This window comes from Pedobacter polysacchareus (genome assembly GCF_019802255.1).
GTDB lineage: Bacteria > Bacteroidota > Bacteroidia > Sphingobacteriales > Sphingobacteriaceae > Pedobacter > Pedobacter polysacchareus.
In genome coordinates this window covers 592,120-604,786 of sequence record NZ_JAHYSS010000001.1, presented here as the reverse complement: position 1 = coordinate 604,786, position 12,667 = coordinate 592,120, and the positions used below count along the sequence as shown (strand labels likewise).

Here is a 12,667-nt window from a genome sequence, read left to right as displayed (position 1 = left end):
ATTGATAATCTTAATAATCTACATGATAATCTTTAGGGAATTTCTGACTGCTCCAGGCCTTTTTAGCCGTCCAATCTGCTGCTGGTGCCGACCAGAACTCGTTTTCCGCAGGTAAACCCAATGGCAGGAAAGAAAGCGTGGCCATGTATAAACTTCCGGTAGAAGTATAATAATCAGCGATATCAGGATCATGACCCACGAAACCCAGTAACAACCAGCCGTTTTTATCGAAGGTTCCAGGGGCCTCATACATGTTCTTTTTAACTAGTGTAAGTGCAGCACGCACCTGTGACGGCTCAATTGTTTCAGGTAATTTTCCTACTAAGGCCACCTGAGCCAAGGCTTGAAAAGCACCGGTACGATAGGTGATCGATCGGCCAATCGGCGGAAATGTTCCTTCCGGGGAAATCATCCGCTCCTGTCCAACCGCATACCTAACCATCCTCGACAAAGCCAATTCATATTCTTTTTGCGTCACCAAACCTTTATCCATCATGATTTTCATGGTGTCTACCATCATCGGATGGATGACAAAAGAATTATAGTAATCAAAAGCGAAGTTCGGTCCATCACCATAGCAGCCATCGCCTTTATACCATTCATTTAGTTTCTTAGGCCCTTTATTTAGTCTCTCGCTGTCGGGCTCCTCTCCTACAGATAATAAGAATGCTTCGGTGATCGCACCAAATAACAGCCAATTGCTGTTGAAAGGCTTACGGTTTCTTAAAGATTTAAATGAGGCAATGATCCGTGTTTTCGTTGTGGCATCCAGTGGCTCCCAAAGTGCTTTTGGTGCCCTGATAAAGGTTTGTGCAAGATAAGCAGCATCTACAATCGGCTGGTGATCGGTTGTAAAGTTCAGTAAATCCGGACTGGAAGGATCAAAACAACGCGTCAATCCTTGCAGCACCTCATTTCTCATCTTTTTTCTAAACGTACTTTCTTCCGTCGCATCATCAGGCAGGGATAGCCAGGGGGCGATACCGGCAAAAGTTCTGCCTACCGCTTCCAGGTAAGTCACATGGATAGATCTATTGTCGAATTTAGGAGATTTCTCCACCAGCATGTTTTGTTTTAAGGTACCATTGGCAAGATTTTCCGTTACCGGGCTGGCAATTTTATACAAAAGTTTCCACCAGTATTCCCGGTCATTTTTAGGTTTATTTTCTGCAGCAAACACTTGTTTTCCTGTTGCTAGAAGCTTGCCGGGCTGTATTGTTCCAGCTACGCCTACCAGTGATACTGCAGCTAAAAATTTCCTTCTTTCCATGTCATTTAATTAAATATCTTAGTCCGAATATAACAGACATTCCATGTTAATTTTAAGGGGGTACTGCGCAAACGTTTGATACTTCATGCCAGGAGTGATTCTGTGATAAAACTGAAATCCAACATGAAGTAACACATTTAAAGCCTAACCTTAAACACAGGTCAAACTCGATAACAACCACAAATCAAACCCTGAATCGTATGCATAAAAGAACTTTTTATTTTCTCTCAGCCCTTAGTACTATCTTCCTCCTCTGCAATCTCCTGAGCATAACCAGCATGGCGCAATCCAAACCAAAAACCATCAAAGTGATGACCTATAATATTCATCATGGAAACCCGCCGGAGCGTCCCGGGGTCATTGACCTTCCTGATATTGCGGCGGTTATTAAACAACACACTCCAGACCTGGTGGCCTTACAGGAAGTAGATAAGATCACCAAAAGAACCGGACAAATAGATCAATTGAAACAACTGGCAGAACTTACCGGAATGTTTTATTTCTTTTCAAAAGGGATAGATTTTGAAGGTGGTGAATATGGAGTGGGCATCCTTTCCAAATATCCGATCAACAGCTCAAACCGTTATCCTTTACCTTCTAAAGCAGGAATAGCAGCCGAAGCCCGCAGCCTGGCAGTCATCCATGTCACGCTGCCAAATGGCGAAGGCTTACATTTTGCCTGTACCCACCTGGATCTGAATAATGAACACCGAATGTTACAGATCAAGGAAATCAATAACCTCATTGGTAGAAAGAAAGCTGATGTCATCCTAGCAGGAGATTTAAACCTGACTTCCAGCAGCCCGGCAATGAAACTATTGGAACAATATTTTACCCGCAGCTGCACAGAAAATTGTGCACCAACCATTCCACAGGATGATCCTAAAGAAGAAATCGATTTTATCCTGTTGAAAAAAGGAACTAAGATAAAAGTCATTTCGCATCAGGTATTCCCAAATATCGATGCCTCGGACCACCTCCCTGTCATGGCCACTTATCAGCTTCCTTAATTCGAATTCTTCCACCTTTTTTAATTTTCAAACTCCTGAATAGTTTCAATTTAAAAAAGGTGGAAATTAAAATTCCTGATTTTTAGCGATTTAAATAAAAACCGGATAAAATAATTTGGCAAAATGAAAGAAAACCCTACTTTTGTGGCCTCACCAGGAAATCAAGGGCATTTATTGACTCTTGATCCATAATAAAAGCCTCCTTAGCTCAGCTGGTAGAGCAACTGACTTGTAATCAGTAGGTCATTGGTTCGATCCCGATAGGAGGCTCTTTATTTTCCCTTCCCCATCACATTATTGATATAACCAGCAGTTGGGTTTTCATAACTTTTACATTCACATTTATTGCTGATCACTAAAGAATTTCCGGGCACATTGAAATTCACAAAAGAATTAGGGGCAATCAGGACATCGTTTCCGATATGAATGGCGCCAACAATCACGGCATTGGCTCCTATCCACACGTTATCCCCAATGACCGGGCAACCGGATAGTGCACCTCTGTTTACCTGTCCGATGGTAACGCCTTGAGCCAGGTTACAATTACGACCAATCCTTGCTGCTTTATTGACTACAATATTGCCGAAATGGCCAATATAAAAACCATCGCCTATCTGCGTACCGATTGGAATCTGAATCCCGTATTTATAAGTATATCTGCGGAGCATAAACCGGTAAAATAGACCAGCGCAGGAGTACCTGGAAGCAAGACCTGCTTTTCTGAGAAAATAAGTATAGCGGAAGCCAGGAATTTTTAAACCGGACAGGAATCCCCAAAAGCCGGATCTTCCTCCATACCGATACAAGTCTTTTCTTAAAGTATCTTTTATCGAGCTGGGGTTAACCTTTTGGAGGCCGATTTTCATGAGCAGCAAGCAATTTGTAATCAGCTTTAATTTAGCCAATTACAAATTACACTGCAAATATGCATTGGAGCTAGTCTTTTACAAAGTGTGCTCTTTCTGCTTTAAATTGTTCAATTGGCATGTCATACAACCAGGAATGCCTTTCATCTTTACGCTCCACAAAGTGGACAAAAGAGATGTCATTTTCCACGATATGGATGTTATCACTAGGCGTTACCACCAGCAGCTGCAAATGAAGCTGTCTGCATAAAGTAATCAGGTAACGTGCTTTATCCTCATCCTGAGCTTTAAAAGCCTCATCAATGGCAATAAAACGGAAGGAATTGTTTTGCAGTCCTTCTTTTGTCAACCCGAATTGGTAGGCAATTGCAGAACCCAAAATCGTATAGGTCAGCTGTGCCTTTTCTCCACCGGAAAGCTGGCCCATGTTCTCATACGTCTTGTACTTCTGCCCGGTTTCTTTATAAAACTCTTCTGCTTTATAGCTGTACCAGGAACGCACATCCATCACTTTTTTGCGCCATTCTTCTTTTTCTAATTTTTCAATCAATGGCTCAATATGTCTGTCGAAATGCAGTTTCTTGCCTTCAATCAAATCTTCTCCTTCTTGTCCGTTAGGAATCGCATTATTCAATAACGTTCTAAAAGTTTTCACATCCTCATAAATCCGATCTGGAGCGACCAGCTGAATATAGGTTTTCGGTGTACTTTTAAAATCAATCTCAAAGAGTGCTTCGTTCAATACTTTCACGTTTTCCTTGATGGATTCCGCCCAGTTTTCAAAGAACATCCTGAAATCACCGATCTTATTGATGATGGTTTCCTGCAGGTACGCTTCAAACTTCTGCTCATATTTCGGCAGGTTGTCTTCTTTGAGCTGCTGCAGGCGTTTTTGATACTCTGCAATGAACTCCAGGTTCGTAGAATCCGGCAATCCATTTACATCAGAACGCCAATCTTTAAACTTCTGGGTCAGCTGTTCATTGGGCTGTTTAAAGTTATTGATCTTAATTCTCGCCGCATTTTCTTTCTTATGCTTTTCAGAGCGAAGGTCATTTCCAAGGTTCATATTCTGCTCCCTGAAAGTATCCTGTGCTGCCTTAAAGTTGACATGCTGAATGTTCAATAAATGTTCATGAGTCGCTTCAAACTCGGCCACATCCGGATGGTGTCCTTCAAACAAGGCCAATGTTTCCTTGTTTGCGGCCAATTCCTTCTCCAGGCTCTGCTTCATCCATTCGGTATCGTGCTTCAGCTTCACGCTGCGCTCTTTTTCCTTATCAATGGCATCCAACTGCCCCTTTACGATTTCGAGTTGTTTCTGCAGCTCCCTAACCTTATCATTAGTTTTCTCCAGACTTTCTTTTACCGTCTTTTTCTCTTCAATTTCTGTGGCATAAACCGCCCAGTTCAGGTCTTCAAACACCGCATAATCAGAATACAGCTGGTAGAATTTCTCTTTCAGCTCATCGATCTTTTTGATGGATTGATTGATGAATTCCAGCTGCTGCTGATTTTCTTTTTGCTTTTCCTGGAAAACCGACAATTCCTGTTTCAGGAGGTTGATTTTGTCCTTATTGTCCCATCCAAGTACAAAGTTCTCTCTTCTGGCAATATGCGGACGGTCGTCTTTTTCATGTTTTCCTTTAACCGCATTGATCAGCCCTTCTTTCGTCAGCGCCTTCTCTTCATAGCGGTTAAATTCTTCCAGACTTTCGGCACAGCTGTAATTGTATTGACTGGCAATCGCATCTTCCAGCCATTCCGCATATACAGAACCTTCTTTAAATTCCAGCTTGTTGACCAACAAATCCCCTTCATAAGACCTTCTTTTCAGGCTGCCCATCGAAGTAAATCCTTTGTAGCGCTGGTAAGTAATGCGGCCTTTGAGGTTGGTGCGGTTCACATACGCATTGACCTCATTGTAATACTTTTCAGGAACAATCAGCCTCAATGCGAAATTATGGAGCACTTTTTCGATTGCCGGCTCCCATTCCAGGTCTACTTCCCTTACGCGAATCAGCTCCCCGATAAATGGCAATTCATCTTTCGTAGCACCTACATGAGCCAGGATATCCTCCCTGATGTCGGCTTCTCTGCCGGAGATGTTGTTTTTATTTTTTTGAAGAGACCCTACTACTGCCAGCAAGTTATCTACTTCTTCCTGTAGCCGGTCGATCTCATTCTTAATTTGTCTTTTCTTTTCTTCTTCCAGTTCGCGCTGTACATCTCCTTCAGAGCGTTTTTCTTGCGTTAAAGCCCTGGAATCGGCAAATACATTGGCATCTGGATTTTGAGGAAGGTCCAGCGCTGCCACCAAACGGTTGTAGCTTTCTAGTTTATGCTGACGGTGGTTCCTAAGTTTCTCCGCCTGCTTGATCTCCTCTTCAATCTTTTCAATTTGTTTCCAAACCTCTTCATTTTCAATGGACATCGAAAGTGCTCTTTCCTGCTTCCTTGCGGCTTCATCTTTTTCCTTCAGCTGAATCAAGTCTGCTTTTAATTGCTGGAGTACCTCTTTGTTTTTGTCCAGCTTGGCCGTAATCAGCTCCACTCCTTTTCCGGCGAACCAGAATACCGCAGTATCCTTGTCTTTCTGCAATACCTCCAGTTTAGCTTCAATTTCAGCAAGCTGAGTGGCCAGGTCATGGATTGGTGTCAGCTGGGCAATCTGCTCTTTCGCCTTTTCGATGTTTGTTTTCGCATCCATCAGGGTAATGAAACTCTCTTTCAGCTGGATAAATTCCGCTTCTGCATCCTGGTATTCCAGCATATTCATACGGATAAACTCATCCAGATCTTCCAGCACTTTCACCCCTACCACCTGGTTGAACAGGCTTAAAGCATTTACGGAACGCATCCCAAACAAGTGTGCTAACCTTTCCGCATACTTCGTTGGACCATCCAAAAACTCTACACGCTTTTTAGAAACGGCATAGTTGTATATTTTCTCCAGGCGTCTTTTCCAAATCCCTTTACCATCAAACTGGCCAAAGTCTTTTTCAATTTCCAGGGGCACATGGGCAATTCCGAAGCTTCTTTTCAGCTCGCCATTGCTGAACCAGCGCACCTGGAACAGCGTGATCACCTGTCCTTCTGTATTTTCAAATGAGGCTAATAATACGGAATAAGCGGTATGGTCTCTCAGTTTTTGAGTGGTTGCTTTTAGCTCCCCTTCGTTCTGGATATTGCCATAATGACCATATACATAAGTCTCTTCCGTCCTATCTCCTTTTTTCTCTACTCCAGAACTCTGGTTATAAAATCGATCTCCTTTCACTGGAACCAGCAAAGTGAGCAAAGCATCAATAAACGTACTTTTACCGGAGGCATTTGCACCTGTAAGCAGGGAATTGTTTCCTTTAGGCGAAATCTTGAAGATCTCTCCATCAAATGTTCCCCAGTTATAAACCTCCATATATTGCAGTCGGTATCCTGCTTTGTCGGAACTCGTGCTAAATAAACTATACATATTCCTCCAGTTTCAGTTTAAAATCTTTTAAAACATCCAGGGTTACTTTTTCCTTGATGATGCGTTGAATCTTATAAATCGGCTCTGCATCGGTTTCCTGCTGTTCTTTCAAATAGCCCAGCTCCACAACTTTGCGGATATAGCTGTCCAGTTCTTTCAGGAATTTCACACGGTTATATTTTTCTGGCAGGAACAATTCAATTTCTTCGCGGATCTCTTTATGGCTGATGAATTTCTCATTGCCATCGATCAGCGTAGGATTGTTGTCAAAATCTTCGAGCATCTGGCGCAAAATCACCAGGACAATAGAAGTTTCAAAACCAATCTGGCGACGGGAGATCAATCCCATCGTATGGCCTTCATTGTTTTCAAACTGTTTAAAGAAAGCCAGGCCTTCTTCTTTTTTCAAGATCAGCTCCAGACCAATCACATTTAAATAGTGTTGAATCTCTCGCTGGTAATGAATAATATCTTCCCAAACACTGGATTGGGAGTACACCGGGCCTTTCAGCAGCCTGATGATGGCCTTGGAATAAGGCTTTGTTTTATCTTCAAAATTACTCATTCTTTAATAGGATTACTTCAGGTACGTTGATTGACTTCTGCCCTTGGGCATCAAATAAAATACGCTGTGTGTTTTCTGGGTTGATGGTATGTTTGAACTCTTTGGCCACAGATAAATACCCAAACAGCTCTGGAAGGCCATCTGCGATACCACCGTCGGCTTCAATGATTTCAAATAGGGAAACGCGGGCTCTCCCTGACAATACCGTTCTGATTTTTTTCCGCAGCACTTCTTTATCGATCTTCGTCTGACCGAATAACTTACCGAGCTGCCTTGAACTTAAGATGTCTTTGTCTGCTAACTTAGGCCTGGTATGATAAAGCAGTTCTTCCGGCTGCTCCAGCATCAGGCGCTGTTCAAAAAACGGATAGATTTCCAGGTTTGATTCCAGTACCAACCCGATATCCGGGCGGTTTTCCTGCTTCCCTACTTCGATCAGCATCGTTTTAATCTCCTGGATCACGTTATGTGTGACCTGGATTTTAGAACCTTCAGACTCTCTAATGATGCGGCCCAACTTCTCCGCCATCTTATCATTTGCCTTATACACCTTCTGACCAGAGGCATGCAGGTATTTCTTCATTCCTTTCAGGAAGAAATCGCCAACTACAATCTCTCTTTCGTCTAATCTTTCGAATAGCGTATTGCTGAGCGTAGTCCATTCTTCCTGTAACACCGGATCCAGCAGGAAAGACCAGAAGGCGTAAAAACTCTTGCCCTGCTGACTGTCTTTAATCTGATCCAGGGCATTGAAAGTAAACTCCAGGATATGGTCTTTCGTTAAGCTCCCTTCTGCATGTTTCTGGTAAATCTGTCTGGTGATGTCTTTAAAGTTATCTTCCACTTCTTTAAAGTCCGACAACAGTTCTTTTGCCGCTTGTGTTAATTGATTATAACGTGGAATCACCTCATAATCCTGGTAGATCTTGACCTTTTTACCTGATTTCAGCTGTTCGATCTGGTGTTCAATTTCCAGTCGTTTCTCTTCTAAAATGGCCAAACGATTGTCGCGATCACCATTGGTAAACTCCACCAAGTCTTTCAGTTGATTGAAAATATCTTTGAAGCGGGATTCTGTACCTACAAATTCCTTTTTCTGAAGGCTCATTAACCAGTCGATGGTTTTACTGGAATGTGCAGAAATCTCGTAAAATATCTCTCCCTGGTCGTCCTGATAATTCGTTAAAAAACCGCTGTCCGTCCACTTCCTCACATATTTCCTCGCCTTTACCTCATAGGAGTCAAAGCTTTCAATTTCATACTCCTCATCATTGTCTACCTGCTTAAGATCCAGGAAGTCAGCCAATAAAGAATGAACATGATCGGAGGAAACGGTCGCTTCCTCATTTATAAAAGTATTGATTAGAAATTCTATCACAATATCCCTGTTCCTCAGCTTCAGCAAATTCACACTTGCTGAGCTATTGAGTACTTCAAGAATCCTGGCACTGTCTATCATCGGCATAAGTTAAAAAGACCGCAAAAGTACGCAAAATCCCTCCTAAAGGCCCATTTTGCGCTGATATTTTCTAGAATTAGCAATTAGAATTCCTGGCATTCCGGAGCTAATAAAAGCTCCGGACTAGGACAATAGAAAGAACTGTCTATCAGACAGGTTGCGAGAAATCCAGGAGGATCACCGCTGATATTTTCGAAGGAAAAGGCCTGAGATAAAGAAATTATCTTGGCAATTCCGGTCTTCTCATGTGGTACTGTGTTGCGGTAATTGCGTTCATAAAAGCAACTACTGCCTTCACCTCTGCACTGGTTAGCTTCAATGGCTTTAGCAGTGGATCTGTTTTGGGATACAAAGGATCTGCTTTGGCTTGCGCTTCTGTTGGATCGATCATATGCATACCGCTATTGTAGATATTAACAACACCAGTAATGCTATCAAACATGCCATTGTGCATCCATGGACCGGTATGCATCACATCTCTTAAGGAAGGTGTTCTGAATTTGCCTACATCTTCCTTTTTGCCGGTGATCAGGTGTCTTCCCAAATCCTGGTATTTACGTTTATAATAAGTTAATCCGATATTATGAAACGCTTCATCCGTCAGGTATTTTCCATTGTGACAGTTCATACACCTCGCTTTAGTACGGAAAAGGTGTAGTCCATGCAATTCCTGATCGTCTAAAACTTTGGTTTCTCCATCCAGGAAACGGTCAAACCTACTTCTTCTGCTTCTTATCGTTCTTTCAAAAGCACCTAAGGATTCCACAATTTGCGGGTAAGTGATCTTATCTTTTCCATAGGCTTTTACAAACAGTTCTCTATAGCCTTTGATCTTTCCTAATTTCTTAGGCAAAGCCTCAGGTTTCATGTTCATCTCATGGTGTGCGGTAATCGGGCCATCTACCTGAGACTCCAATGTTGCCGCCCTGCCATCCCAGAACAAGCTTTTGCGTTCTGCTACATTGAGCAGCGAAGGCGTATTTCTATTTCCCTGCAAATGATCATTTCCAAGTGCTACCGCACGTTTATCCCCCCAGGAGATTTCCGGATCGTGACAGCTGCTGCAAGAAACCTGGTTGGAACCAGAAAGCAATGGATCAAAAAACAAGAGTTGTCCCAGCATCACCTTTGGTTCAGCCATTAGCTTAAAATAATTGCTGTCGATAGCTGGCAAGGAACTCATTTCCGTCCAGTTTACACCACTATCAATTGTGGGCTTTGGCCATTGACTGACCGGTTTACTATATTGTGCTCTTAATGAATCCTCTTCACTTTCTGCGTAAAAAGCGGATCCGACTACGAAGATCAAAAGAAAAGAAAGGATGATAAATATTCTATTCATTATAAAATTTTAAAGCGCAATCTCTTCGCAGGAAATGATCGCCAGTATGCGTTGTTGTTATTTAGAAGAAATCTAATTAAACGCAAAAGTAGGATTTATTCTGAAATAAATGAAGAATCGGGAATATTTGAAAAAGCTTCGTTTAATTTGAATGTCCCATCAAATACTTTACAACCTGATCACCAACCACTGGTTTAAAATGGGTTCCATCATACCAACCTTCATAGAAATTACCCTCACTAAACTTATACTCGTTCCCAATTTTAGTATCTGCTAGATTGATGAATTTAAATTTGATTTGATGATTAGCTGATTGCATGGAATCCACCACTTGTTGCATTTGTTCTGAAAGCTTCTGATTTATCAGCCTATATTTTTCATTTTCCATAGTTTCCTGTGGAAGTGGCGAAGTAAAAAAAACGACCTGATGTTGCAAATCTTTTTTCAGGCCATCTTTAAATTTAAACATCTCCTTCAAAGCCAGAATCTCTTGTGAGGTAACTGGACGCAGTGGTATTTGTTTTGAATTGAGTTCATCTATGGATTTTATAGTGTCAATATTTGGAGTGTAAGGGGCGCAAAGTTCAATTTTTAGTTGCTGATCATTAAGGAAGTTATGTTTCATCGTCCTAATAGAATAAACAAAAGCTCGTAAGCTGAAAATCCTATTTAAAAAGCTTACATCGCGAATTTGGGGGATATCATTGATACCGCAGACCTCTATAAAAACTGTCTTTGACACTGTTGCTTTTAATAATATCTTCTGCAAAACTCTTTGACTTTCTTGAATGCTCATTGCAGAAACACCCACCTTTTCCAGCTCAGGGTATTCACAATTCTTTATTCCTGCCAGTACATGAGATGTACCTATCACACTATATTTAACATTCGGACCTTTTGAATAAAGTGTGGCTATATTCATTAAAGGTGCCGTGTTAGTGATCTCGTTTATGGGTAAATAGTTAAAATATTTTACTCTCTTTTCTCTATACCAGAAAGGGTCGACTATAAAATTGACAGTACCAATAATTAATAATAACGAGCCCATAGCGATCATAAATCCATTAATAAAAGGCCCTGTATGATATTTCCTATTCATTTTTTTAAAACTGCCCATAAAGAAAGTCTTGGTACATACGATTATCCAATTTGATGATTAAATACAATGCCAGTAAAAACCCTGTAACCAGTCCCCAAAACAAGTTAGGCTTCCAAACTAGAAATTTATTCCATTTAGTGGGATTAAAAGTCATCAGCCCAAAAAGTTCCATGCTATTCGGACCTTTTACCGCAATCATAGAGCATATCAAAATAAAAAGAGGAAATGGTAACATATAACTTTCATAACCAAAAAGGTAGATCGGTTTTTTTATCATGGAAAAGAAATCCGAAGTTCCAGTAGTTAGCCAGAAAGCACCGTCAGTCCTAAAATCAAATCTTCCAAAACCCGCCAAAAGGGATCTAAAAGACGAAAGATCATTTAGCATTAGCAAACTCCCTGCAATAGCAGCAATGAACAGTACCTTTACCTGATTCAATACTCGACCAATTTGACCAAGTTTTAGTTTCATTGGCCACCATCTTCTAAAGATTAGTACCATCAATTGACTTATCGTAAGAATCAAACCAATCCCTACGCCAGAAAATAAAAACTGCAAGGTAGGTGAATGCCAAAAGCCAATAGAAATATAAACGATCATCGTTGCCACAATTCCAGACAAATAGTTATTAAAGGGCGAATTCCCCTTTAACAATTTTAACATCAACTTGGATACTGGAATGAAGATATATTCGCGGTTAAATGCAATCAGAGAAATATGCCACCTAGCTACATAGTCAGTAAAAGATATGGCTTTAAGCGGCGAATTGAAATTCACTGGAAATTTGAACCCAAAACACAATCCTAGCCCAATGGCCATATCGGAATAGGCAGAAAAATCAAAATACAATTGAAGGAGGAAAGCCCAGACCGTAGCCAGAGATTCTAGAAATGTAAAATGAGCATTTGAGTTAATGCTAACAAACATCTGGCCCGTAAAGATTGCCAAAGTATCTGCAAAGACTGTCTTTTTGAACAGACCAAAAGTAAATAAGCTTATCCCTAAGCCAATACTCTCCTCAGTTATTCTTGTCCGTCCTGCTTCTACAAATTGCTTAATTGAAGTTTTATACCTCAGGATCGGCCCAGCAGGTAGATGAGCAAACATTGTTACGGATAAAAAGTAACTTTTAAAATCACAAAGTTTTGCCTTCCCTCTATAAATATCGACTAATAATGAGATTTGATACAAGGTATAAAAGGACAACCCTAAAGGAATGCCAAATTCAAGAATCAGGTTGGCATTAGGGTCATTGCTAACTACGGTATGCTGGGTACTTGCTGAAAAGAACTTATACCAAAACAGGACATAAAAATTCAGCAAAATACCCACACCGAGGAATAAGGATTGATACCGTGACCCAGCCTTACATTTATCGATCATCAGTGCAGTGAAGTAATTAAAGAGCCCTGATCCAATTAAGACTATAAACGCTCTAAAATCGTTATACCCGCAAAAAAATAATGATGCAACTATAAGTACCCCGGCTGCCAATTTCGGATACCGCCTATTGAGTAATAGAAATGTAACCAGCGTGATTGGAAAAAAAATGAATATGAATTTTATAGATTGGAATAACATGA

9 protein-coding genes and 1 tRNA gene are annotated in these 12,667 nt (G+C 41.0%); 2 read left to right on the top strand and 8 right to left on the bottom strand.

All coding sequences use genetic code 11. The features are described 5' to 3' along the window. Positions 1-10 precede the first annotated feature (10 nt). Positions 11-1,270 carry a DUF2264 domain-containing protein gene (locus K7X70_RS02560; protein WP_222535587.1) on the bottom strand — a complete coding sequence of 420 codons (1,260 nt, stop codon included), beginning with the start codon at positions 1,268-1,270 and terminating at the stop codon, positions 11-13. A gap of 278 nt (positions 1,271-1,548) precedes the next feature. Between K7X70_RS02560 and K7X70_RS02555 the strand changes: the two genes are divergently transcribed. After that, complete coding sequence (locus tag K7X70_RS02555) at positions 1,549-2,280, top strand: endonuclease/exonuclease/phosphatase family protein (protein ID WP_222535586.1); 732 nt, start codon at positions 1,549-1,551, stop codon at positions 2,278-2,280. A gap of 197 nt (positions 2,281-2,477) precedes the next feature. Then, positions 2,478-2,550, top strand: a tRNA-Thr gene (locus tag K7X70_RS02550). Between the two features lie 2 nt (positions 2,551-2,552). Here the strand turns inward: K7X70_RS02550 and K7X70_RS02545 are convergent. The 7 genes from K7X70_RS02545 to K7X70_RS02515 all read right to left on the bottom strand — a co-directional run bounded on the left by K7X70_RS02545 (position 2,553) and on the right by K7X70_RS02515 (position 12,665). Then, complete coding sequence (locus tag K7X70_RS02545; protein WP_222535585.1) at positions 2,553-3,146, bottom strand: serine acetyltransferase; 594 nt, start codon at positions 3,144-3,146, stop codon at positions 2,553-2,555. 70 nt (positions 3,147-3,216) lie between these two features. Then, positions 3,217-6,618 carry an ATP-binding protein gene (locus K7X70_RS02540; RefSeq protein WP_222535584.1) on the bottom strand — a complete coding sequence of 1,134 codons (3,402 nt, stop codon included), beginning with the start codon at positions 6,616-6,618 and terminating at the stop codon, positions 3,217-3,219. Beyond that, entirely contained in the window at positions 6,611-7,183 is a 573-nt protein-coding gene (locus K7X70_RS02535) for a DUF4194 domain-containing protein (RefSeq protein WP_062546673.1), read from the bottom strand. The genes K7X70_RS02540 and K7X70_RS02535 overlap by 8 nt, the downstream gene beginning before the upstream one ends. After that, entirely contained in the window at positions 7,176-8,648 is a 1,473-nt protein-coding gene (locus tag K7X70_RS02530; RefSeq protein WP_222535583.1) for a DUF3375 domain-containing protein, read from the bottom strand. Before K7X70_RS02530 ends, K7X70_RS02535 begins: the two co-directional genes overlap by 8 nt. Positions 8,649-8,862: 214 nt before the next feature. Beyond that, the gene (locus K7X70_RS02525; RefSeq protein WP_222535582.1) at positions 8,863-9,984 is read right to left on the bottom strand and encodes a cytochrome-c peroxidase; all 1,122 of its coding nucleotides are present in this window, start codon (positions 9,982-9,984) and stop codon (positions 8,863-8,865) included. Positions 9,985-10,126: 142 nt separating this feature from the next. After that, entirely contained in the window at positions 10,127-11,101 is a 975-nt protein-coding gene (locus K7X70_RS02520; protein WP_222535581.1) for a hypothetical protein, read from the bottom strand. Further along, positions 11,088-12,665: an MBOAT family O-acyltransferase gene (locus K7X70_RS02515; RefSeq protein ID WP_222535580.1), complete on the bottom strand. Its 1,578-nt coding sequence runs from the start codon at positions 12,663-12,665 to the stop codon at positions 11,088-11,090. Before K7X70_RS02515 ends, K7X70_RS02520 begins: the two co-directional genes overlap by 14 nt. Between the last annotated feature and the right edge of the window lie 2 nt (positions 12,666-12,667).